Origin of the sequence: Rhizobium sp. NPDC090279 (assembly GCF_044769665.1) — a bacterium.
Taxonomy (GTDB): Bacteria; Pseudomonadota; Alphaproteobacteria; order Rhizobiales; family Rhizobiaceae; genus Rhizobium.
On record NZ_JBIVYI010000002.1, the window covers coordinates 408,828 to 432,167 of the forward strand.

Sequence of the window (23,340 nt, forward strand, 5' to 3'; positions counted from 1 at the left end):
ATGGAGAGGGTTCTGCCATGAACATCTCAAGATTTTTCGTTGACCGTCCGGTGTTCGCCGGGGTGCTGTCGATCCTCATCGTGGTCGCCGGCCTGATCGGTCTCAAGCTGCTGCCGATTTCGGAATATCCGGAAGTCGTGCCGCCGTCGATCGTCGTCACCGCCCAATATCCGGGCGCCAATCCGAAGGTCATCGCCGAGACGGTGGCAACGCCGATCGAAGAGCAGATCAACGGCGTCGAAGGCATGCTCTACATGAGCAGCCAGGCGACATCGGACGGTCTGTTGACGCTGACCGTCACCTTCAAGCTCGGCACCGACCCGGACAAGGCGCAGCAGCTCGTGCAGAACCGCGTCTCGCAGGCCGAGCCTCGCTTGCCGCAGAACGTGCGTGATCTCGGTATCACCACGGTCAAGAGTTCGCCCGACCTGATGATGGTGGTCAACCTCATCTCGCCGGACAATCGCTACGACATCACCTATCTGCGCAACTACGCCACCCTGAACATCAAGGACCGGCTCGCCCGCATCGACGGTGTCGGCCAGGTTCGCGTGTTCGGCTCGGGTGACTATTCGATGCGCGTCTGGGTCGATCCGCAGAAGGCCGCCGAACGCGGTCTCGCCGCAAGCGATATCGCCAACGCCATTCGCGCGCAGAACATCCAGGCCGCTGCCGGTATCATCGGCCAGTCGCCGAGCGTTCCCGGCATCGACGTCCAGCTGAACGTCAACGCTCAGGGCCGTCTGACAACGCCGGAGGAATTCGGCAACATCATCGTCAAGAGCGGCAGCAACGGCGAGATCACGCGCCTGCATGATGTCGCCCGCATCGAGCTCGGTGCAGCTGACTATTCGCTGCGCTCGCTGCTCGACGGCAAGCCGGCTGTGGCCATTCCGGTCTTCCAGTCGCCGGGTTCCAACGCGATCACCATCTCGGACAACGTCGTCAAGACGATGAACGAGCTGCAGACCGCGATGCCTGATGGTGTGAAGTACGAGATCGTCTACGACACCACGCAGTTCGTGCGCGCGTCGATCGACAAGGTCGTTCACACGCTGCTCGAAGCCATCGTGCTTGTCGTCATCGTCGTCATCCTGTTCCTGCAGACATGGCGTGCCTCGATCATCCCGCTGATCGCGGTTCCGGTGTCGATCATCGGTACTTTCGCGGTGATGTATATCTGCGGCTTCTCGATCAACGCACTCAGCCTCTTCGGCCTGGTGCTGGCGATCGGTATCGTCGTGGACGACGCGATTGTGGTCGTCGAAAACGTCGAGCGTAACATCGAGAATGGTCTCAGCCCACGCGACGCGACCTATCGCGCCATGAAGGAAGTGTCCGGCCCGATCATCGCGATCGCGCTGGTGCTGGTTGCCGTCTTCGTGCCTCTGGCTTTCATCTCCGGCCTGTCGGGTCAGTTCTATCGCCAGTTCGCCCTGACGATCGCGATCTCGACCGTCATCTCCGCCTTCAACTCGCTGACATTGTCTCCCGCTCTGGCGTCAATGCTGCTGAAGGGTCACGATGCGCCGAAGGATATGCTGACGCGGGTGATGGACTTCGCGTTCGGCTGGTTCTTCCGTGGCTTCAACAAGGTGTTCCATCGCGGCTCTTCCGCTTACGGCAAGGGTGTCGGTGGCATCCTGTCGGTGAAGAGCCTGGTCATGGTCGTCTATCTGGCCTTGATCGGTGCCACCTACTATCTGTTCCAGGCGGTTCCGGGCGGCTTCGTCCCGCAGCAGGACAAGCAGTACCTGATCGGCTTTGCCCAGCTGCCTGATGGGGCGACTCTCGACCGCACGGATGACGTCATCCAGCGGATGAGCAAGATCGCGCTGGAACAGCCTGGCGTCGAACATGCGATCGCCTTCCCGGGCCTGTCGATCAACGGCTTCACCAACTCTTCAAACGCCGGCATCGTCTTCGTGACGCTGAAGGCATTCGAGGATCGCACGACGCCTAATCTGTCGGGTGGCGCCATCGCCATGCAGCTGAACCAGAAGTTCGCCGGCATTCAGGACGCCTTTATCGCCATGTTCCCGCCGCCGCCCGTTCAGGGCCTCGGTACGACCGGCGGCTTCAAGCTGCAGATCGAGGACCGTGCCGGTCTCGGCTACCTGGCGCTCGACGAGGCCAACAAGGCGTTTCTTGCCAAGGCTTATCAGACGCCGGAGCTTGCGGGCATCTTCTCGAGCTATCAGATCAACGTGCCGCAGCTCTATGCGGACCTCGATCGCGCCAAGGCCGAACAGCTCGGCGTCTCGGTGACCGACGTCTTCGATACGCTGCAAATCTATCTGGGTTCGCTCTACGTCAACGACTTCAACGCATTCGGCCGCACCTACAGCGTGCGTGTGCAGGCGGACGCCCAGTTCCGTTCGCATGCAAGCGATATCGGCCAGCTGAAGGTTCGCTCGGCGTCGGGCCAGATGATCCCGCTCTCGGCTTTGCTGAAGGTCGAGGCCAGCACGGGACCTGAACGGACGACGCGCTATAACGGCTTCCTCGCCGCCGATATCAACGGCGGTCCGGCACAAGGCTACTCGTCCGGTCAGGCACAGGCTGCCGTCGAGCGGATCGCCAACGAAACGCTGCCTACGGGCATCGGCTTCGAATGGACGGATCTGACCTATCAGCAGATTCTCGCCGGCAGCTCGGGCATCGTCATCTTTCCGCTCGCCCTGCTGCTCGTCTATCTCGTGCTGGCTGCCCAGTATGAGAGCGTCAGCCTGCCGCTTGCGATCGTCATGATCGTACCGATGGGCGTGCTTGCCGCCCTGACCGGCGTCTGGCTGACGGGCGGCGACAACAACATCTTCACGCAGATCGGCTTGATGGTGTTGGTGGGCTTGTCGGCGAAGAACGCGATCCTGATCGTGGAATTCGCCCGCGAGCTGGAGCTGGAAGGCCGCAAGCCGGTCCAGGCCGCAATCGAGGCCAGCCGCCTGCGTCTGCGCCCGATCCTGATGACTTCCATGGCCTTCATCATGGGTGTCGTGCCGCTGGTCACCTCGACCGGCGCCGGCGCCGAGATGCGCGCCGCCATGGGTGTCGCGGTGTTTGCCGGCATGATCGGCGTCACCTTCTTCGGCATCTTCATGACGCCGGTGTTCTACGTGCTGATCCGCACGCTGACGGGCAACCGTCCGCTGAAGCAGCACCATCACAACGATAACGAACATTCGGCGGAGGTACTCCCGATCGCCGCCGAATAGAGGCCGTGCCGAACAGTACTCCAGTGCTCGACAGGCCATGGGCGGGACCGAAAGGTCCCGCCTTTTCCTTATGCGGCTTGTTTTGGATTCGGCCTGCGAAGATTTTGCCGCAAGGCCACCGATTTCCTTTGCATGCTGGCACCATAGGTTTATCAAACTCTTGGACGAATTGATTGACGTACATCGGGCGTGAGGAGCGGCCGTTGGCGCAAGGGCCGAAAGAGCGATAGCATGTTGCTGCAACGCCCGCGCGTTCCATTCGGAGGATAGGCTATGAGCGGCAAGAAGATCGCCTTTCTAGGTACGGGATTGATGGGGGCGCCGATGGCGCGGCGGCTCTTGGCCGCCGGTTTCGCGGTGAGCGTCTGGAATCGCGACCGGAGCAAGGCGGAACCTCTGGCCGCAGATGGCGCAACCGTCGCCGATACGGCGGTGGAGGCGGCGCGGGGAGTATCGGTACTTTTCACCATGCTCACCAATGGCGGCGCCGTCGGTGAGGTTCTCTTCGGCAGCGGTGTGGCGGACGTGCTGGAGGCTGGAGCGGTCGTTATCGACAACAGCTCGATATCGCCAGCTGTTGCCCGCGAACATGCCTTCAAGCTCGCGGAGCGCGGCATCAGGCATATCGATGCTCCGGTATCCGGCGGTGTCGTGGGTGCGGAGGCGGGAACACTTGCGATCATGGCAGGCGGCGATGCCGAGGTCATCGACAGCGTTCGCGATATCATGGCGCCTCTCGGGCGCGTGACCCGTGTCGGCCCGAGCGGTACCGGACAGCTCGCAAAGCTCGGCAATCAGCAGATCGTCGCTGTAACCATCGGCGCCGTTGCGGAAGCGATGTTGCTGGTCGAGGCCGGCGGCGGCTCGCGCGAGGCTTTTCGCGCCGCCATTCGTGGCGGCTTTGCCGAAAGCAGGATTCTGGAACTGCATGGTCAGCGCATGATCGAGCGTAATTTCGAGCCGGGCGGAACCGCCCGCAATCAATTGAAGGATCTCGATACGGCACTCGCGGCTGCGCAGAACCTGTCGCTTCGTCTGCCTTTGACCGAAGTTGTCCGGGCCGAGTTTGCCGAATTCGTGGAAAATGGTGGCGGCGAGCAGGATCACAGCGGGTTGCTGCAGCATCTGGAAGACAAGAATGCCCGAGGAAAGGCTTGAGGAAGAGATGAGCGATAAGGGTGCATCCAAGCGTCGTCTGCGTTCGCAGGACTGGTTCGACAATCCCGATCATATCGATATGACGGCGCTCTATCTCGAGCGCTTCATGAACTACGGCATCACGCCCGAGGAATTGCGGTCGGGAAAGCCGATCATCGGCATTGCCCAGAGCGGCAGCGACCTCACACCCTGCAACCGCCACCATCTCGATCTTGCCAAGCGCGTCCGCGACGGCATTCGCGATGCCGGCGGCATTCCGATCGAGTTCCCGACCCATCCGATCTTCGAAAACTGCAAGCGGCCGACGGCAGCACTTGACCGCAACCTTGCCTATCTCGGTCTGGTGGAAGTGCTCTACGGCTATCCGCTCGACGGCGTCGTGCTGACCACCGGCTGCGACAAGACCACGCCATCGGCGCTGATGGCGGCGTCCACCGTCAATATTCCGGCAATCGTTCTCTCCGGCGGCCCAATGCTCGATGGCTGGCATGATGGCGAGCTTGCCGGTTCCGGTACGGTGATCTGGCGCTCGCGCCGCAAGCTGGCGGCCGGGGAGATCGACGAAGAGGAGTTCATGGAGGCCTCTCTCGCCTCGGCGCCCTCGATCGGTCACTGCAATACGATGGGCACGGCCTCGACGATGAACGCCATGGCCGAGGCGCTCGGCATGTCGCTGACCGGCTGCGCCGCCATACCCGGCGCCTATCGCGAGCGCGGACAGATGGCCTATCGCACAGGTCGCCGTGCGGTCGAACTGGTGCTTGAGGACATCAAGCCATCCGACGTGCTGACGCGTCAGGCTTTTCTCAATGCCATTCGAGTCAACTCCGCCATCGGCGGATCGACCAATGCGCAGCCGCATCTGGCCGCCATGGCCAAACATGCCGGCGTCGAGCTTCACCCGGATGACTGGCAGCTACATGGCTTCGACATTCCGCTGCTTGCCAATGTGCAACCGGCAGGCGCCTATCTCGGCGAACGCTTCCATCGCGCCGGCGGCGTTCCGGCCATCATGTGGGAGCTGCTGCAGGCCGGCAAGCTGGACGGAAGCTGTCCGACCGTGACCGGCAAAACGATGGCGGAAAACCTGAGGGGCCGCGAGGCGACAGATCGCGAGGTCATCCTTCCGTTCGCCGAACCGCTAAAGGAGCGTGCCGGTTTCCTCGTTCTGAAGGGCAATCTGTTCGATTTCGCCATCATGAAGATGAGCGTCGTGTCGGAGGATTTCCGCAGCCGTTATCTGCAGGAGCCCGGCCACGAAGGCGTATTCGAGGGCAGGGCCGTCGTCTTCGACGGATCGGAGGATTATCACAAGCGCATCAATGATCCCGAACTCGGCATCGACGAGCGGACCATTCTCGTCATCCGCGGGGCCGGGCCGATCGGCTGGCCGGGATCTGCCGAAGTCGTCAACATGCAGCCGCCGGACGCGCTTTTGAAGCGCGGCATCCGGAGCCTTCCCACAATCGGCGACGGACGCCAGTCGGGCACGGCCGACAGCCCCTCGATCCTCAACGCCTCGCCGGAGAGCGCTGCCGGCGGTGGGCTTGCCTGGCTCAGGACCGGCGACACCATCCGCATCGATTTCAATCACGGTCGCTGCGATATGCTGGTGGACGAGGCGGAGATCGAGCGGCGCAAGGGTGACGGCATCCCACCGGTTCCACCTGATGCGACGCCGTGGCAGCGCATCTACCGTCGTTCGGTTACGCAGCTCTCCGACGGAGCGGTCCTCGACGGCGCTGCCGATTTCCGCAACATCGCCGTCACTCCGCCACGGCATAATCACTAGGCTGGATTTCCGGAAATTACTGGCTGAACGCCAATGCGCGGCCATTAAAGTTCATGAAAGAGTGTAGTGCCTATATACTTGGTGGCAATTATGCAGTCTCTTCAGTTTCCGAAGGGGGTGGAACTCTTTGGCAGAGGCGACATCAGGGCGAAGCGAAGAAGAGTTCCAGGACCTTTTGAGAAGGCTGGAGCTAGCGCTGGAGTCGTCTCAAATCGGCGTCTGGCAGCACAACGTCAAGGAACAGGAGCTGCTCTGGGACCCGCAGATGCACAGGCTCTACGGCACCGGGCGCCGTGAGCGCAGGGTTTCGTCCGACGTGTGGATGAACGCATTGCATCCCGAGGATGTCGAAAGGGCAGTCCGGGATTTCGATATCGCCCTTGAAAAGAAGGGCTTCTACAATTCCCAGTTCCGCATCATCCTTCCTGAAGGGGAGGTGCGCCACCTGCGTTCGCGCGCGCACTATTATGAGGATACCGAGGGTGCGCCTTACTTTATCGGTGCCGAGTGGGACGTCACGGCCGACGTTCTGCTCAATCGCGAACTGACCAGTCAGAAAGCCATCGCCGAAGCGCGCGCCGTCGCGCTGGAGCAGAGTCGCGCGCGAATAGAGCATGCCGCCGATCACGATTATCTCACGGGCCTTCCCAATCGCCGCTATTTCGACCGGCGGCTGGCCGAGTTGCGCAAGGATGCGTCCGTCGCGACCTTGGCCGTGCTCCATATCGATCTCGATGGGTTCAAGGAGATCAATGACAAATGGGGCCATGCGGCCGGTGACGCCACGCTGCAAAGCGCTGCTGCGCGCATTTCCGGAGCGATTACCGCCAACGACATCGTTGCCCGTATCGGCGGCGATGAATTCGTGGCCGTGCTGGTCAATGTCGCCAGCATCGAAAGGCTCGCGGCGATTGCGGACAATATTTTTTCGCGATTGCGCCGGGAGGTGCGTTTCGGCAACGAGATGTTGAAGATCGGCGCGTCCATCGGTGTGGCGTTGGGTCAGACGAGCGGCGCAGGCAATCTGCTGGCGGAATCCGACGTCGCTCTTTTTCAAGCGAAGAAACTCGGCCGCAACAGGGTGGAGTTCTTTACGCCGCAGCTACAGTCCGATTTGCATGCGGAGCGCCGTCTGGCCGACGAGCTGCGATTGGCGCCGGTATTGCGGCAGATCGAGCCCTTCTATCAGATTCAGGTGGATGCGCGCAGCCGCAGCATCGTTGGACTGGAGGCGCTCGCACGCTGGCGGCATCCGGAAAGGGGATTGCTGAGCCCCGTCGCCTTTCTCAAGGTGGCCGATGAATATGGATTTACCGCGGAGATCGACGCCGCTGTGCTGAAGCGCGCGCTGGCCGACCGGGCAGCCTGGGTTTCGCAGGGGCTTTCGCCGCCGCGCATCGCCGTCAATATCTCCGGTCGCCGGCTTGCCGACCCCGATCTGATCGACGGATTGCTGGCGCTCAGAATACCGCGCCACGCCATCGCTTTCGAGCTGGTGGAGACCATTTTCCTCGATGATCCCGACGACACGGTGCTTGCCAATATTGCCGGCATCAAGGAGATGGGGATCGATATCGAGATCGACGATTTCGGCTCGGGCCATGCGTCGCTGATCGGCCTCGTCAAGCTGAAGCCGAAGCGGTTGAAGATAGACCGGCAGCTGGTGACCGCGGTGACGGTGTCGGAGGAGCAGCGGCGCCTTGTCGGCTCGATCATTGAAATCGCACGCACATTGAATGTCGAGGTGGTTGCCGAAGGGGTCGAGACCGAGGATCATGCTCGCATTTTGGCTGAGGTCGGCTGCGACGAACTTCAGGGCTATGCTATCGGCTATCCCTCTTCGGAAGGCGAGACGGTCGCCTTGCTGAAGTCAGCCCAGGCGTCGAGCCCGAGCCGGTCCCCGGCCGGCGTTGCCGCACATGCTACTGGATCTGTAGGGCGACAATCAGACCGTAGCTGATGGCGCCCAACGTCAGCAACGACAGCGTCGCTGCGGTGATGACCCGGCCGCCGGCATGGGCGACGGAGCGGATGTTCACCGACAGACCGAGGGCTGCCATTGCGATAACGGTCAGGATGCCGGAAACCGTTTCCATCGGTGTCACCAGCGCATCCGGAATAAGGCCGAACGAGCGCAGCGCCATCAGCCCCAGAAAGCCGCAGATGAACCAGGGAACCAGCGAATGGTGATGGCCGCTGCGTCCATCCGTCCCTGCCGCCTCGGTCTTGGTGATGATGCCGAGCAAGAAAATGACTGGACCCAGCATCAGGACACGGACGAGCTTGACAAGCGTGCCGGTCTGAACGGCGAGCAGGCTTACAGGCGCGGTCGCGGCCAATACCTGCGGCACGGCATAGACGGTCAATCCCGCCAGGGTTCCGTATTGCGGCACGCTCATGCCGAAGTGGAAATAGAAAAACGGCAGCAGGAACACGGCGGCGATGCCGAGGACGGCGGTGAAGGCCAGCGCCGCGGCGATCTCCTGCGAATCCGCCTCGATGACCGGGGCAACGGCAACGATGGCCGAGTTGCCGCAGATCGAATTGCCGCAGGCGATCAGGGTTGCGAGCTTCGGCGGCAGGCCGAGCGCTCGGCCGATCATATAGGTGGCGGCGATTGACAGCACGACGACAATGGCGATGCCGGCGATCAGCCAGACGCCGGCGCCGCGAATGGCCGACAGGCTGATGGAGGCGCCGAGGAGGACGATGGCGATTTCCAGAAGGAACTTGGCGCTGAAATCGATACCCGGTTTCATGGACGGCTTCAGCGGCCTGATCGTGCAGACGGCTATACCGAGCGCGATGGCCAGCACCAGGCTCTCGATCCACCGGCCGCCGAGAAGGCTCGTTTCAACATGCTCCGCCGCATAGGCCAGAAGCGCCACGGCCGAGGTGAGTGCGAGGCCGGGAAGGATGATGTTTGCGCGTTGAGCAATGGACATGTTGTGCCGTCGTTCGTTTGTTATGATTTGGTGACGACGAGAAAGTCTCATCTGCCGATGTCGACATCCATCGAATATTATCCTATGTTTCGTTCGATAAATTAGAATGATTTCCCATGACCTTCGAACAACTCGCCATTTTCGTCGCCGTTGCGGAACGGGAACATCTGACGCATGCGGCTGAAGCCATCCACCTGACACCGTCTGCCGTCAGCTCGGCGATCAAGAACCTCGAAGCCTATTACGGCGTCGAACTCTTCCATCGCGTCGGGCGGCGGATCGAGCTGACGGAGACCGGTCGTTCCTTCCTGAGCGAAGCCAAGGCGACACTGGCGCGCGTGCGCTCGGCCGAACTTATGCTCTCGGAATTGGGCGGGCTGCAGCGCGGTCGCCTCAGTCTTTATGCCAGCCAGACAATCGCCAGCTACTGGCTGCCACCCCTGCTGATGCGCTTCCATCGCGATTATCCCGGCATCGAGCTGGATCTGACGATCGGCAATACCCGTACCGTCACCGAGGCCGTCATCGACGGTGCGGCCGAGCTGGGTTTCATCGAGGGCGAGGTGGATGCACCGGCGCTGTCGATGAAGATCGTTGCCCAGGATGCGCTCGTCATCGTCGTGCCGCCACACCATCCCTGGGCGGACGGGCGTCAACTGGCCGCCGCGGACCTTGCCACCGGCACATCCTGGGTGATGCGGGAGGAGGGCTCGGGCACGCGTTCGGAATTCGAGAATGCGGTTGCGAGACTTGGTGCGTCGCCGCGCGATCTCGACGTGGCGCTCGTCCTTCCCTCGAATGAGGCCGTGCTTTCCGCGGTTTGCACCGGACAAAGCGCCGCAGCCATTTCCAGTGCTGCGGCGAGAGCCTATCTCGGGCAGGGGTTGCTGGTTCAGGCAACCTTCGATCTGCCTGTCCGCAGCTTCCGGCTGCTGCGCCACAAGGAGCGCCATGCCAGCAAGGCCGCCCAGACGCTCGAGGCGATGTGCAAGGGTTAGTGCAGCCCTATAATTTCCGAAACGGACCGGAACGGGGTATCAAGTGGATGCGGACAATGGTTGATGGCGCCGATCTGCAGCCGGTTATCTTCGCTCGCCGCGCTGTCGGTTGGCGATGACGAGTTCGATCTCGTTGCGCTCCAGCATGGCGCGAATATCAGCCGGCGGCGTGTCGTCGGTGACCAACACGTCGTAGGTTGCCGGCTCGCTCAGGACGATCGGCGCGCTGCGGCCGAATTTGGCGCTGTCGGCGACGACGATGCGATTTTCGGCACGGCTCGCCGCTTCCCGTGAATATTCGGCTTCTTCGAGATCGTGCAGCATGAAGCCCGAGGCCGCGTTGATGGCGCCGACCGATAAAATGGCGTGGCGCACGTTGAAGCGGCGCAGGAAATTGGCCGCTTCCATGCCGAAGGTGCCGCCGTCGTGACCGCGCAGCTCGCCGCCCGCAAAAAAGACGCGGTTGCCGTTGCGGGTCGCAAGCGCGTGAGCGACGGCGATGGCATTGGTGACGACGAAAAGGTTCTGGTGTTTCTGCAGCGCGACGGCAATGAAGGCGGTGGTCGAGCCGACGTCGAGGAAAAGGGCATCGCCATCCTCTATCATGGCGGCAACGGCGGCAGCGATCATCCGCTTGGCTTCCGCATTCTCGTTCATGCGCAAGTGCAGCGGCGGCTCATTCATCGAGTCCTTGAGATGGACCCCGCCATGCACCTTTGTCACAAGCCCGTTGGTCTCCAGGCTGCGGATATTGCGGCGGATGGTTTCCTCCGAAACGCCGAGCCGTTCGGCCAAAAACTGGATGCGGCTCGCACCGCCGGCCAAACGCAGCTCCTCCAGGATCTCGCGCTCGCGATGATTGGAGTGAAGCGGTGGCTGGGATATGCCCGACATGGTTCCTGATCCTATTGAGGGTATTGATCCCAAATTTCCGCAGCTTTCGACTGGCCGGTCGTGTTGCCGCCAGAGGTGTCAATGCGCGCAACCCTAACAGGGTTGCTGCGCGCCTGAGTTTTTAAGACAAATCTCACCTACGGTGAAGCGCAGTCTTTAGGATATCCATAGCTCATCTAATTGGAGATGGCTGCTTGATTCCAACAAAAAGCCAAATATTCGTTTCATTTTGTGGGATGGTTCTTGACAGCTTTGCCTTTGTGGGGAACCTTCCGCATATGAAGGATGCGCAGCAGTAGGACCGGAGGGGGAATGACTGCGACGGCGGAAGACAGGATACATTCTCTCAGCATCTGGCGCGGGCCGATCGACATCGCACCGCTCGTCGGCGGCATCACCAATCGCAACTATCTGGTCGGCAATGACGGCAGGCGCTTCGTCGTGCGGCTGGGGTCGGATATTCCCGTCCATCATATCAGCCGCACAAACGAAGTGGCGGCGAGCCGGGCTGCCCATGCGGCTGGCCTTTCGCCCGCCGTCATCCATCACCAGCCGGGCATCATGGTGCTTGACTATATCGACGCGAAGCCGCTGTCTGCCGACGATATTCGTGAACCGGGTATGATGGGGCGGGTCGTGCGCCTTGTCCGCTCCTGTCATCGCGATATTGGCCGGCATTTTCGCGGGCCGGCGGCGATCTTCTGGGTCTTTCATGTGGTCAGAGACTATGCGGCGGCGCTCGATGCAAGCGGCAGCCGGCACAAGCCGATCCTGGCTTCCTTCCTGGAGATCGCTGAGCAGCTGGAACGCGAGGCCGGGCCTTTCGAGATCGCCTTCGGCCACAATGATTTGCTGGCCGCGAATTTCCTCGACGACGGCAAACGGCTCTGGCTGATCGACTGGGATTATGCCGGGTTCAACACGCCGCTCTTCGACCTCGGCGGCCTCGCCTCCAACAATGAATTCTCCGAGGCGCAGGAAGACGCGATGCTGGAGGCCTATTTCGAGGCTCCCGCCAGCGATGATCTGCGGCGACGTTATCAGGCGATGAAATGCGCTTCTCTCCTGCGCGAGACGATGTGGAGCATGGTTTCCGAAATCCATTCCGACATCGAATTCGATTATTCTTCCTATACAGCTGAAAATCTGCGGCGCTTTGAGAGCGCCTGGCAGGATTTTCGCAAGTCTTGAGGTGACACGATGAAGGAACTGCCTGCTACCGCAAAGACCGTCGTCATCGGCGGCGGCATCATCGGCTGCTCGACGGCCTATCATCTCGGCAAGCTCGGCTTCACCGATACCGTGCTTCTGGAGCGCAAGAAGCTGACCTCGGGCACCACGTTCCATGCCGCCGGCCTTGTCGGTCAGCTGCGCACCAGCGCCAACATCACGCAGATGCTCGGCTATTCCGTCGATCTCTACAAGAAGCTCGAGGCGGAGACGGGGCTTGCCACCGGCTGGAAGATGAATGGTGGCTTGCGTCTTGCCTGCAACGAGGAGCGCTGGACGGAGGTGAAGCGGCAGGCGACGACGGCGCAATCCTTCGGCCTGCAGATGCATCTGCTGACGCCCAAGGAGGCTTTCGATCTCTGGCCGTTGATGGACGTCGAAGATCTCGTCGGGGCCGCCTTTCTGCCGACCGATGGGCAGGCCAATCCTTCCGATATCACCCAGGCGCTGGCGAAGGGCGCCCGCATGAGCGGTGTGTCGATCTTCGAAGATACGGAAGTTCTCGATCTGGAGATCGAGAAAGGCCGGATTCGCGCCGTGATCACTGAAAGAGGCCGTATCGAATGCGAGCGCATCGTCGTCTGCGCGGGGCAATGGACGCGGACCCTTGCCGGCCGTTTCGGTGTCAACGTGCCGCTCGTCTCGGTCGAGCATCAATATCTCATCACCGAATCCTTCGGCGTGCCGTCCAACCTGCCGACGCTGCGCGATCCGGACAGGCTGACCTATTACAAGGAGGAGGTCGGCGGGCTGGTCATGGGCGGCTACGAGCCGAACCCGATCCCCTGGGCGCTCGACGGCGTTCCGAAGGATTTCCACTACACGCTGCTCGACAGCAATTTCGATCATTTCGAGCAGATCATGGAGCAGGCGCTGGTGCGCGTGCCGGCCTTGCAGACGGCCGGCGTCAAGCAGCTGCTTTGCGGCCCGGAGAGCTTTACGCCCGATGGCAACTTCATTCTCGGCGAAGCGCCGGAATTGAAGAATTTCTTCGTCGGCGCCGGCTTCAATGCCTTTGGCATCGCCTCGGCCGGCGGCGCGGGCATGGCGCTTGCCGAATGGGTCGCCAAGGGCGAGCCACCCTACGATCTCTGGCCCGTCGATATCAGGCGCTTCGGCCGTCCGCATTTCGATACCGACTGGGTGCGCACCCGGACGCTGGAAGCCTATGGCAAGCACTACACCATGGCCTGGCCCTTCGAGGAGCATTCCAGCGGCAGGCCTTGTCGCAAGTCACCGCTTTACGATCGGCTGAAGGCGCAGGGCGCCTGCTTCGGCGAGAAGCTCGGCTGGGAGCGGCCGAACTGGTTTGCCGATCTCTTCGCCGGCGAAGAGCCGAAGGATATCTATACCTATGGCCGCCAGAACTGGTTCGATGCCGTCGGTCGCGAGCACAAGGCGGTGCGCGAGGCGGCCGTCATCTTCGACCAGACCTCCTTTGCCAAATTCGTGCTGAAGGGCAGGGATGCCGAGGCGGCGATCTCGTGGATTGCCGCCAATGATGTGGCAAAGCCCGTGGGCGCCTTGACCTATACCCAGATGCTGAACGATCGCGGCGGCATCGAATGCGATGTTACCGTGGCCCGCATCGCCGAGAACGAATTCTACATCACGACAGGCACGGGCTTTGCTACGCACGACTTCGACTGGATCGCCCGCAACATTCCATCGGAAATGCACGCGGAACTGGTTGATGTGACCTCTGCCTATTCGGTGCTGTCGCTGATGGGGCCAAAATCGCGCACGATATTGCAGGTCGTGACCTCGGCCGACGTTTCGAATGCTGCTTTCCCGTTCGGCAAGGTGAAGACCGTCGGTATCGCCGGCTGCCCCGTCAAGGCGCTGCGCATCACCTATGTCGGCGAACTCGGCTACGAGCTGCATGTGCCAGTGGAATATGCCGCTACCGTCTATGACGTGTTGATGGCGGCCGGGCGCGAGCACGGTCTCGTCAATGCCGGCTATCGCGCCATCGAGAGCTGCCGGCTGGAGAAGGGCTATCGCGCCTGGGGTTCGGATATCGGGCCGGATCACACGCCGGTCGAAGCCGGGCTTGCCTGGGCGGTGAAGACGAAGAAGGACGTCGCATTTTGCGGCAGGGAGGCGATCGAGCGGCAGCTGGCTTCGGGCGTGAAGAAGATGCTGGCCTGCTTCGTGCCCGACGATCCCGAGATCGTGCTTCTCGGCCGCGAGACGATCTACCGCGACGGGCAGCGCGTCGGCTGGCTGTCGAGCGGCGGCTATGGCTACACGATCGGCAAGGCCATCGGCTACGGCTATGTCCGCGATCCCGGCGGGGTGACGGAGGATTTCGTGCTTTCGGGGCGCTATGAGCTCGATGTCGCGCAGAGCCGCGTGCCGTGTCAGGTGTCGCTGAAGCCACTCTATGATCCGCAGATGGCGCGGATCAAGGGGTGATCATCGGAGGGCGGGAAGGAATTGTTCCTTCATTGCTGTTCCGGCGTGTTGCCGCCGTGGAATTTGCCAAAGTGACGGGCGGCAAACAGCGCGAGAGCGAGCGCGCCGATCCCAACGGCGAGCGCATCCAATGCATCATCCCAATGCAATGAACCGGGACGGACGAGAAGCAGATAGGCGACCACGAGATTGGCGAAACCCCACAAGACGTTCACGGTGGACGACGAAAGTCCCACACCGTGAGGTTTGGCGAAGGGCGATTGAAACGGTCTGCCGAGAACGCCGCTGACCAGATGAGGGACCGCGTTCATGAGAACGGCGCCGCCGACGAACAGAAGCAGATAATGGAGCAAAATCATCTTAAAGGTTCCGCTTGGCGAATTCGTGGATGATATTCCCGGTTGCGGCGATGTCGGTCGGCCGCAGCCAATCTCCGTCAGGAGGTCCTCGTGCGTTTGCTGAAGCGGCCTTATGCGGCTGGGTGTTGCGAGATTGGCTCGATCGGCAAATCGGTGCCGGAAACATCAGCGCCGGGACCCATGACAACGATGCCCTCACCGACAATCCGCCCTGCAAGCCGACCGTTGAAAACCAGATTCCCGTCATTGACGACATTGCGGCCTATCTGGCCGGAAACCACGGCGTTTCCCCCGGCTTCGATCACCAATCCACCGAGCAGGCTTCCCGAGGCCACCAGCTTTCCACCTGGCTTGACATGGGTAACTCCGGTGACGGTGTTGCCGACAACCATAATCTTGGTCACGATCAGATCACCAATATGCTGGCCCATGTCGGCTACGCCCTCGATGTTTCGAACAGATAGTCAGTGCAGCTTAGGGCTTTTCTTGCTTCTCGCAATAGCTTCAATTGACGAACCTTATTGGAGGAAGAGCGTTCGGAGGATTTGTCAGGGAACAGAACTGTTCAGCAGGCCCGGATGAAACGTTGACGAACCATATCGTCGCTTTCCCAAATTTCCGCTGGCGTAAAGCCGCAGCTTTCGTAGGCCCGGCGAGCCTCCAGTCCTTCGACTGTTTCCTCCGTGAAGGTGTCCACGTAGATGAAGCAATGAGGAGGACTACGCGCGATTGCTGCTTCGATCAGCCTCCGGCCAATGCCATGGCGCCGATGTTCCCGCGAAACGGCGAGCCAGCGTATCCAGAAGACGTCGCCTGATCCCCCAAGCAAAATACCCCCCGCAAACGACTGTCCACCTGCGATGCGGGCACAAAGAGCCCGCTTCTGATCGATCTTCCGCTCCAAGATCGCCGAAAAACCGGGCATCGGGCCAAAAAGCTCGACGACCTCGTCAGCCAGCATCAACCACGGTGCGATATCAGTATGCGCCGCTAGATCGATCTGGATCTGCATATAATCTAACCTCAGTTGTTCCGAGCTGGCCCTTTGTACGGCTCCTGGAGGTTTGAAGTGTATCGACCTGTCCAGTCTTCCTGGAGCTGAGAGCCGACCTCAAGCATGTTCCCACAATCGCTTATCGCCTGTTGGGCAAATCCCAAACCCGGTAGAGGCTATTAAGCGCCTCCGCGGTATGGCATTCCACCATCGGCAACTCGGATTCCTGGAGAATTTTTGTGTATTTGACGCCGCTGTTGCGGGTCTTCACAAGTATCCAGTGAATCATCTCCCATTTGATGCTGTCCTTGGCGCCTTCGAGATGGCCCGCACGATCCGAGCGGTTGATTAGGGTGCGCTTGAGATAGCGGGAGAAGCGGAGCCAATGGTTGGAGGTGATGAGGATGGCGCCGGTCGCGCGAGCCAAACGCTGCGGCATCAGGCGCGTGTAGTTGCCTTCCATGATCCACTGCTCGCCAAGGATGCCGTATCATGCAGCGCGGCGAATTCCTGCTCGGGGCGCTGCTTCCAGTCCGTGTGGGGTAGATGGTGAAGCTGGTCGAGATGGACCGTTGGAAAGCCAAGCTTTTTGGAAAGCGCAACCGCCAGGGTCGACTTGCCAGCATTGGAAGGGCCGAGCACGACGATGCGCTCGCCAAGGGAATGCAAGGGAAGCATAGGGCACCGGTTGGGAAAATTGAGATGGCTTCCATTGGCTGAAGTGAAGGGCGTTGTCAACGATTTGCAGTCTTGCTCCTGCCATTCGTGGCCTTCTTCAAGGGAGAGTGGAGGCATGCCCACCGCTTTTCAAAAACTGCGATCTCGCTGCCGCCGCATCAGCCATTTTCTTGACACGCCGTCGCTTTCATCCTCAGTCGACAGGCTGACAACAGTTCGCTTTGAACCGCGGCGGCACAGAGCGTTCCAGCAGCGAAAAGAACGCCACCGAGTACACCGAGGCCAACCATAAATCCGGGACGATGCAAACATCAGGCGAGTTGTGCAGTCATTGCGCAAGGGTCGCGCGAAGCCGTTGAGCTATTGCCAGACCCCGGCAATGAAGGCATATTCCCGCCATCTTTGGCTCACGCGGGAAGATCAAGATGAAAACGATTATGTCCAGTTTCAAAACCATTCGTCTGCAACAGGACACGATCGTTGATGCTTTCCAATTCTCCCAACGGGAAACAACGCCCACAAATACGCGGTAAAAGCCTCTTCTCCCGATATTTTTCTCGCCGCCCCGCCAGCGACGACTCGCTGGAGCGCCAGAAGGCTCGCGCTCGCGCACGGCGTTTTGTCTCCTACTATCGGCCACATCTGCCGCTGCTTTTGGCAGACCTTTTATGCGCGATGCTGGTCGCCGCGACGGCCGTGGCCATGCCCCTTATCGCCAACCACATCGTCGGCCGCCTGCCGGATCTGGCTGGGTCCCCCGACGCTTTTGGCAAGATTTTGATCTTGGGCTGCATCATGCTCGGCGTTTTCGTCCTGCAGGCCTTCGCCACCTATTTCGTGGACTATCAGGGCCACGTCATGGGCGCCAAGATCGAGGCACAGGTCCGCAGGGAACTGTTCGAGCACTGCCAGAAGCTGTCCTTCAGCTTCTATGACCGGCAACGCACCGGGCAGCTTATGAGCCGCATCAGCAATGACTCGCTGTGGTTGGGCGAACTTTTCCACCACGGCCCGGAGGACATTGCAATCAGTGTCCTCAAATTCGGCGGCGCGATGGCGGTGCTCGTCTTGATCGACCCGGTGATCGCCCTGCTGATTGCACTCCTGATCCCGCTCGCCGTTGCTTACGCACTATATTTCAACGGTCATATGAATATCGCCCTCCGCACAAGCAAGGAGAGGATCGGCGGCATCAATGAGCGGGTTGAGGATGCCCTCGGCGGTATTCGCGTGGTCCAGTCCTTCGGCAACGAGGGTGAAGAGCTGCGCCGCTTCCAGGTGGAAAACCAGCGCTTTCTCGATAGCCGCAAGGCGGGTTATCGCAGCGAAGCGTTGCTATGGGTCGGCATGGATGGGTTCTCTCAACTCGTCACCATCGCGGTGATCGTGTTTGGTGCCATCCGCATTCTCACCGCCGATCTTTCGACGGCGGATATGCTGACACTGCTGCTCTGTGTCGGCGTGTTGGTCGATCCCGTGCGACGGCTCGATAACTTCATCCGCGTTTGGCAGGAGGGCTATACGAGCTTCGTTCGGGCCATGGAACTGCTGGAGGAAGAGCCCGACATCGCCGACCGACCAGACGCCAAGCCGCTCGGCCAGGTTCTGGGCGCCATCGGCTTCAATTCCGTCAGTTTCGGTTATGAGGCCGGGGGGCCGCTCGTGTTCGAAAAGGTGTCGCTCGCGATCAGGCCGGGCGAGTTTGTGGCGCTCATCGGACCATCCGGGGTTGGCAAAAGCACGCTTTGCAGCCTCATCCCGCGCTTCTACGACGTAGAATCCGGAAGCGTGACCATCGATGGGCAGAATGTCCGTGATGTCAGCTTGGCCTCGTTGCGGCTGAATGTCGGCGTGGTGCAGCAGGATGTCTATTTGTTCAGCGGTACCGTGGCCGAAAATCTGCGATATGGTCGTCCCGAGGCGAGCGACGAGGACATCATCGCCGCGGCGAAAGCGGCGAACGCGCATGATTTCATCATGGCGTTACCGCAGGGCTATCACACCGATATCGGCCAGCGTGGGGTGAAGCTTTCGGGCGGACAGAAGCAGAGGCTGACCATCGCCCGCGCTTTCCTTAAAAACCCGCCAGTGCTGATCTTCGACGAAGCAACAAGCGCACTCGACAATGAGAGCGAGCGGGCGGTACAGCAGGCGCTTCTCGAGCTTGTGAAGGGCCGCACCACGATCGTCATCGCCCATCGTCTTTCCACCGTCCGGCATGCGGATAGAATCCTCGTGTTGACGCAGGACGGCATCGTCGAGGAAGGCACGCATGACGCATTGATGGCGGCGGATGGCATCTATGCGGGATTGCACGGTGTGCGAGCGAGCATCTAAGGGGCTTTACGAAACCAATTTGCCCCTCCGCACGAGGGAGGGGTGAATTATGCGCCTGATTCCCGGGTTGGCCTCCAGGTGTTGACGGGGCTTTGAGCCGGACGTTGCAATTGCTGGCATTTGCTCGAGATCGGATGCCGGCCGCGCCACCGTTTGAAAACTGTGATCTCCCGGTCGCGTCGTCGCCATTTCCTTGACTTACCATCGCTTTCATCCTCAATCGACATGCTGACAAAGGATGGAGGCGAAGGACGATGGCGGAAGCGGGTATCAAGCTGGAGGAGAGCTGGAAAGAGGCGCTGTCTCCGGAGTTCGAAAGCCCCTACATGCAGCAGCTCAAATCCTTTCTCGTCGAGGAGAAGCAGCGCGGCAAGGTGATCTTTCCGCGCGGCAGCGAGTACTTTCGGGCGCTGGATCTGACGCCCCTCGATGAGGTGCAGGTCGTCATTCTCGGCCAAGACCCCTATCACGGCCTTGGCCAGGCGCATGGGCTTTGCTTCAGTGTCCGTCCCGGCGTGCGTATCCCGCCGTCGCTGGTCAACATCTACAAGGAGCTGGAAACCGATCTCGGCATCCCGCCGGCCCGCCACGGCTTTCTGGAAAGCTGGGCGAAGCAGGGTGTGCTGCTGCTCAACAGTGTGCTGACGGTCGAGGAATCGCAGGCCGCTTCGCATCAGGGCAAGGGCTGGGAGCGTTTCACCGATGCCGTCATCCGCAATGTCAACGACGAATGCGATGGCGTCGTCTTCATGCTTTGGGGCTCCTATGCGCAGAAGAAGGCCGCCTTCGTCGACACCGACCGCCATCTCGTCTTGAAATCAGTCCATCCTTCGCCGCTGTCGGCCCATAACGGCTTCTTCGGCTGCCGGCATTTTTCCAAGGCCAATGCCTATCTGGCCGAGCACGGCAGGGAGCCGATCGACTGGGCTTTGCCGAGCGTCCCGGGTAATGTCTAGCCTCATATTGAACGACATCCATTTATCGTTCACTGATTGAAGACAATCCGTTTGGCACTTGAGGGCTATCGAAACACGGCCCACCAGACCATCTTCTGCCCATGAGAAACGCCTGCCGGTGCAGGCGAGACAAGGGGTTTAAGATGCTCAACCAGATCAAAGGTCTTCACCACGTTACCTCGATGGCGGAAGACGCCCGCACCAACAACAAGTTCTTCACCGACACGCTCGGCCTGCGCCGCGTCAAGAAGACGGTGAATTTCGACGCTCCCGATGTCTATCACCTCTATTATGGTGACGAGATCGGCACGCCCGGCACGATCATGACCTACTTCCCGTTCCCGAAGATGGCGCGCGGTCGCCCGGGTACTGGCGAAGTCGGCACGACGGTCTACTCCGTTCCAGAAGGTGCGATCGGCTACTGGACCGACCGGCTCGGCAGCCAAGGTGTCGAAGGCCTGAAAACCGATGAATCCTTCGGCCAGAAGCGCCTGCATTTTGCCGGTCCGGATGGCGATGGCTTCGCGCTTGTCGAGGTCAAGGACGACAAGCGGCTTCCCTGGACGCATGGCGGCGTCGATGCCGAGCATGCCATCAGGGGCTTCCATTCCGTCGCCATGCGGCTCAGGGACGAAGGCGCCACGGCCGAACTTCTGAAATACATGGGCTATGAGGTGGTCGATACGCATGAAGGCGTCAAGCGGCTCGCCATGCCCGGCGGCAACGGTGCCGATTATGTCGACCTTGAAACCATGCCGAACATCAACCGCGCGCTTCCGGGCGCCGGCTCCGTCCACCATGTCGCCTTTGCCGTCGAGAACCGCGCCACCCAGCTCGAGGTGCGCAAGGCGCTGATGGATACGGGCTATCAGGTCACGCCTGTTATCGACCGTGACTACTTCTGGGCGATCTACTTCCGCACGCCGGGCGGCGTGCTGTTCGAAGTCGCCACCAACGAACCCGGCTTCAACCGCGACGAGGATACGGCTCACCTCGGCGAGGCACTGAAACTGCCCGCGCAGCACACGCATCTGCGCGGCCTGATCGAGCAGCATCTCGAACCGCTCGAAGGCTAATCCAGGAGAAGACATCATGACGGATACGAGTTATGTGCACCGGCTGAAGGCCGGTGCATCCGGAAAGCCTATTTTCTTCACCTTCCACGGCACTGGCGGCGACGAGAACCAGTTCTTCGATTTCGCCGTCCGCCTGCTGCCGGACGCGACCATCGTCTCGCCGCGCGGCGATGTCTCGGAATATGGTGCCGCGCGTTTCTTTCGCCGGACGGGCGAGGGTGTCTATGACATGGCCGATCTAGCTCGGGCGACGGAAAAGATGGCAGCCTATGTCTCGGAACTGGCGGCTCAGTATGGTGCGTCGCAGGTGCTTGGCCTCGGCTTTTCCAACGGTGCCAACATCCTTGCCAACGTGCTGATCGAGCATGGCGATCTGTTCGATGCAGCGGTGCTGATGCATCCGCTGATCCCATTCCAGCCAAAGGACAACGCCAGGCTGGAGGGCAGGCGCGTGCTGATCACCGCGGGCGAGCGCGATCCGATCGCGCCGTCGCCGGTCACCAAAGCGCTCGCCGGCTACTTTGCGCGGCAGGATGCCGAGGTTACGGTCGAATGGCATCCGGGCGGCCACGATATCCGCCCCAACGAGATCGAGGCGATCAGCAAATTCCTTGTTCCTTACGCATAAGGCCGAGCCACGCGTCTGAAGACCTCCGGCGCGTGGTTTGCTATTTGCCGATAAGACGCTGCATCGCCTTGGCCTGCGAGGCAGCTGCGAGCTTTCCCTTCTCGTCGATATAGTCTGTGCCGCAGAAGCGGGTAAGATTTGCGAAATCCATACTGTCTGCTGGGGCGTGCCTTGTTTCGACAATGACCATGCGCCAGGCGCAACCGAGCATTTTTTCGGGTTGGATCGCCTCGTCACAGCCGGTGCTGAGGCATAGCGCGACGTGCTTCTGCGCGCGATAGCCGCCTGCGATGGCTTCCTCATAGTCGGCCTTCCAGCTATCGCGCGTATGCTCGCAACGAGCTGGGTTGCTGCTCTGGCTGCATTGCGCCGTCTTGTCGACATAGGTTTGCGCCGGCGGCCACAATGGGCCGTCGACCAGACTGACGCAGCCGCAGGCAAACAAAGTGACTGACAGCAGGCGCAACTGATTCTCCTTCGACGGGGTTGCCCGAACCCTAGAGCGATCGCAAATATGTTCAAGATCAATATGATCCTACCAATACCAATGGGTAGGGAGGCGTCTTTCGATTGCCAGCCGGAAGGTGGCGTGGCCTTCCTGCAACCCTTGCCATCTTCTGGTGTCAGCGACATCCAGCGGCGCAAGCTTTGCTTGTAGGCGTCATGGCCGCCCGCTAATGATCTGCCACTACTGGGCGGGGGGATTCTATCGTGACGCTGGCGGAGCAGCAGCAATACAGGCTGGGCGTGATCTATGTGGCGCTTTCGGCGCTCGCCTGGTCGACGTCCGGTCTTTTCGTTCGGTCGATCCATGCCGATCTGATGACCATTCTGTTCTGCCGTGGGATTGTGTCCGGCCTTGGCGTCTTTGCGCTGTTTTTCTATATCGAGCGGCGCAATGCCTTTCGCGTCCTGCGTTCCATGCGCGGCCCCTCGCTGGCGGCGACGGTCTTTTCCACGGCCTCGATGATCAGTGGCATCGGCTCGATCTATTATACGTCGGTTGCCGATGCCATGGTCATCTATGCGACTGTGCCGTTCGTCACCGCCGGAGTCGCATTCCTGTTCATCGGCGAGCGTCCGAACGTGAGGACGCTGGTCGCCAGCGGCGTCGCCTTCATCGGCGTCCTTGTCATGCTTTCCGGACATGGGAGCGACGGCGGCAGCTGGCTTGGCAAGGGGCTTGCCGCCATCATGACGCTGACGGTCGCCGGCCTTGCCGTCGTCATGCGCCAGCACCGCAATGTGCCGATGTTGCCTGCCATGGCTTTGTCCGCCTGGCTGTGTTCCTTCGTTACCTTCTGGTTTGCCTCGCCGCTTTCGATCTCGGGCCAGGATCTCGGTCTGATCATCGCCTTCGGCATCGTTCAGAATGCCATGGGCCTCAGCCTCTATACTTTCGGTTCGCGGCTGGTGCCGGCCTCGGATGCCGCGCTGCTGACCGCGCTCGAGGTGCCGTTGACGCCGCTCTGGGTCTGGATGGTGTTCGCCGAGCGTCCCTCGACGGCGACGCTGATCGGCGGCCCGATTGTGCTTGCGGCGCTTTTCGGACATATCCTGTTGGAAATACGGCGGAATCGGGCAGTGACATCGACGCGGGCGCATTGAGTGTCTTGCCCCTTTCATCTCAAAATGCTGATATCCGCCCGGTCAGCTGGAGTC

General features: G+C 60.9%; 20 protein-coding genes. 13 read left to right on the forward strand and 7 right to left on the reverse strand.

Annotated features, from left to right (window positions below):
- The first annotated feature begins 17 nt into the window (after positions 1 to 17).
- The 4 genes from ACIQWP_RS06085 (at position 18) to ACIQWP_RS06100 (ending at position 8,125) form a co-directional block, all read left to right on the forward strand.
- Complete coding sequence (locus ACIQWP_RS06085; RefSeq protein WP_402783488.1) at positions 18 to 3,215, forward strand: efflux RND transporter permease subunit; 3,198 nt, start codon at positions 18 to 20, stop codon at positions 3,213 to 3,215.
- A gap of 273 nt (positions 3,216 to 3,488) precedes the next feature.
- Positions 3,489 to 4,373: an NAD(P)-dependent oxidoreductase gene (locus ACIQWP_RS06090; RefSeq protein ID WP_402783490.1), complete on the forward strand. Its 885-nt coding sequence runs from the start codon at positions 3,489 to 3,491 to the stop codon at positions 4,371 to 4,373.
- 7 nt (positions 4,374 to 4,380) lie between these two features.
- Positions 4,381 to 6,165, forward strand: coding sequence for an IlvD/Edd family dehydratase (locus ACIQWP_RS06095; RefSeq protein ID WP_402784360.1), 1,785 nt, complete (start codon positions 4,381 to 4,383; stop codon positions 6,163 to 6,165).
- A 127-nt stretch (positions 6,166 to 6,292) separates the two neighbouring features.
- Positions 6,293 to 8,125, forward strand: coding sequence for an EAL domain-containing protein (locus tag ACIQWP_RS06100; RefSeq protein WP_402783493.1), 1,833 nt, complete (start codon positions 6,293 to 6,295; stop codon positions 8,123 to 8,125).
- Here the strand turns inward: ACIQWP_RS06100 and ACIQWP_RS06105 are convergent.
- The gene (locus ACIQWP_RS06105) at positions 8,088 to 9,110 is read right to left on the reverse strand and encodes a YeiH family protein (RefSeq protein WP_402783495.1); all 1,023 of its coding nucleotides are present in this window, start codon (positions 9,108 to 9,110) and stop codon (positions 8,088 to 8,090) included. The genes ACIQWP_RS06100 and ACIQWP_RS06105 overlap by 38 nt on opposite strands.
- A 116-nt stretch (positions 9,111 to 9,226) precedes the next feature.
- Here ACIQWP_RS06105 and ACIQWP_RS06110 point away from each other — a divergent pair, with 116 nt between their 5' ends.
- Complete coding sequence (locus tag ACIQWP_RS06110; protein WP_402783497.1) at positions 9,227 to 10,108, forward strand: LysR substrate-binding domain-containing protein; 882 nt, start codon at positions 9,227 to 9,229, stop codon at positions 10,106 to 10,108.
- Positions 10,109 to 10,192: 84 nt separating this feature from the next.
- Here the strand turns inward: ACIQWP_RS06110 and ACIQWP_RS06115 are convergent, their stop codons facing one another.
- Entirely contained in the window at positions 10,193 to 11,002 is an 810-nt protein-coding gene (locus ACIQWP_RS06115) for a DeoR/GlpR family DNA-binding transcription regulator (protein WP_402783499.1), read from the reverse strand.
- Between the two features lie 312 nt (positions 11,003 to 11,314).
- Here ACIQWP_RS06115 and ACIQWP_RS06120 point away from each other — a divergent pair, with 312 nt between their 5' ends.
- Positions 11,315 to 12,193 carry a phosphotransferase gene (locus ACIQWP_RS06120; protein WP_402783501.1) on the forward strand — a complete coding sequence of 293 codons (879 nt, stop codon included), beginning with the start codon at positions 11,315 to 11,317 and terminating at the stop codon, positions 12,191 to 12,193.
- A gap of 9 nt (positions 12,194 to 12,202) precedes the next feature.
- Positions 12,203 to 14,650: an FAD-dependent oxidoreductase gene (locus ACIQWP_RS06125; RefSeq protein ID WP_402783503.1), complete on the forward strand. Its 2,448-nt coding sequence runs from the start codon at positions 12,203 to 12,205 to the stop codon at positions 14,648 to 14,650.
- Positions 14,651 to 14,679: 29 nt separating this feature from the next.
- On the opposite strand, the gene ACIQWP_RS06130 is transcribed toward ACIQWP_RS06125, so the two are convergent.
- Entirely contained in the window at positions 14,680 to 15,009 is a 330-nt protein-coding gene (locus tag ACIQWP_RS06130) for a hypothetical protein (protein ID WP_402783505.1), read from the reverse strand.
- A 14-nt stretch (positions 15,010 to 15,023) separates the two neighbouring features.
- On the opposite strand from ACIQWP_RS06130, the gene ACIQWP_RS06135 reads away from it, so the two are divergent.
- Positions 15,024 to 15,473, forward strand: a complete 450-nt coding sequence (locus ACIQWP_RS06135; protein WP_402783507.1) for a hypothetical protein — start codon at positions 15,024 to 15,026, stop codon at positions 15,471 to 15,473.
- A gap of 101 nt (positions 15,474 to 15,574) precedes the next feature.
- On the opposite strand, the gene ACIQWP_RS06140 is transcribed toward ACIQWP_RS06135, so the two are convergent.
- The 3 genes from ACIQWP_RS06140 to ACIQWP_RS06150 form a co-directional block, all read right to left on the reverse strand.
- Complete coding sequence (locus ACIQWP_RS06140) at positions 15,575 to 16,021, reverse strand: GNAT family N-acetyltransferase (RefSeq protein WP_402783509.1); 447 nt, start codon at positions 16,019 to 16,021, stop codon at positions 15,575 to 15,577.
- A gap of 121 nt (positions 16,022 to 16,142) precedes the next feature.
- Positions 16,143 to 16,466 (reverse strand): hypothetical protein, encoded by a 324-nt coding sequence (locus ACIQWP_RS06145; RefSeq protein WP_402783511.1) that lies wholly within the window; start codon positions 16,464 to 16,466, stop codon positions 16,143 to 16,145.
- Positions 16,442 to 16,681 (reverse strand): hypothetical protein, encoded by a 240-nt coding sequence (locus ACIQWP_RS06150; protein ID WP_402783513.1) that lies wholly within the window; start codon positions 16,679 to 16,681, stop codon positions 16,442 to 16,444. The genes ACIQWP_RS06145 and ACIQWP_RS06150 overlap by 25 nt, the downstream gene beginning before the upstream one ends.
- A gap of 483 nt (positions 16,682 to 17,164) precedes the next feature.
- Here ACIQWP_RS06150 and ACIQWP_RS06155 point away from each other — a divergent pair, with 483 nt between their 5' ends.
- The 4 genes from ACIQWP_RS06155 (at position 17,165) to ACIQWP_RS06170 (ending at position 21,678) form a co-directional block, all read left to right on the forward strand.
- Positions 17,165 to 19,018, forward strand: coding sequence for an ABC transporter ATP-binding protein (locus ACIQWP_RS06155; protein WP_402783515.1), 1,854 nt, complete (start codon positions 17,165 to 17,167; stop codon positions 19,016 to 19,018).
- Between the two features lie 254 nt (positions 19,019 to 19,272).
- Positions 19,273 to 19,974, forward strand: a complete 702-nt coding sequence (gene ung / locus ACIQWP_RS06160; protein WP_402783517.1) for a uracil-DNA glycosylase — start codon at positions 19,273 to 19,275, stop codon at positions 19,972 to 19,974.
- A 143-nt stretch (positions 19,975 to 20,117) separates the two neighbouring features.
- Positions 20,118 to 21,050, forward strand: coding sequence for a VOC family protein (locus ACIQWP_RS06165; RefSeq protein WP_402783519.1), 933 nt, complete (start codon positions 20,118 to 20,120; stop codon positions 21,048 to 21,050).
- Between the two features lie 16 nt (positions 21,051 to 21,066).
- A complete protein-coding gene (locus tag ACIQWP_RS06170; protein ID WP_402783521.1) occupies positions 21,067 to 21,678 on the forward strand; it encodes an alpha/beta hydrolase in 612 nt (203 codons plus the stop codon).
- A 40-nt stretch (positions 21,679 to 21,718) separates the two neighbouring features.
- On the opposite strand, the gene ACIQWP_RS06175 is transcribed toward ACIQWP_RS06170, so the two are convergent.
- Positions 21,719 to 22,144 (reverse strand): hypothetical protein, encoded by a 426-nt coding sequence (locus ACIQWP_RS06175; protein ID WP_402783523.1) that lies wholly within the window; start codon positions 22,142 to 22,144, stop codon positions 21,719 to 21,721.
- Between the two features lie 245 nt (positions 22,145 to 22,389).
- Here ACIQWP_RS06175 and ACIQWP_RS06180 point away from each other — a divergent pair, with 245 nt between their 5' ends.
- Entirely contained in the window at positions 22,390 to 23,286 is an 897-nt protein-coding gene (locus ACIQWP_RS06180) for a DMT family transporter (protein ID WP_402783525.1), read from the forward strand.
- Positions 23,287 to 23,340 lie beyond the last annotated feature (54 nt).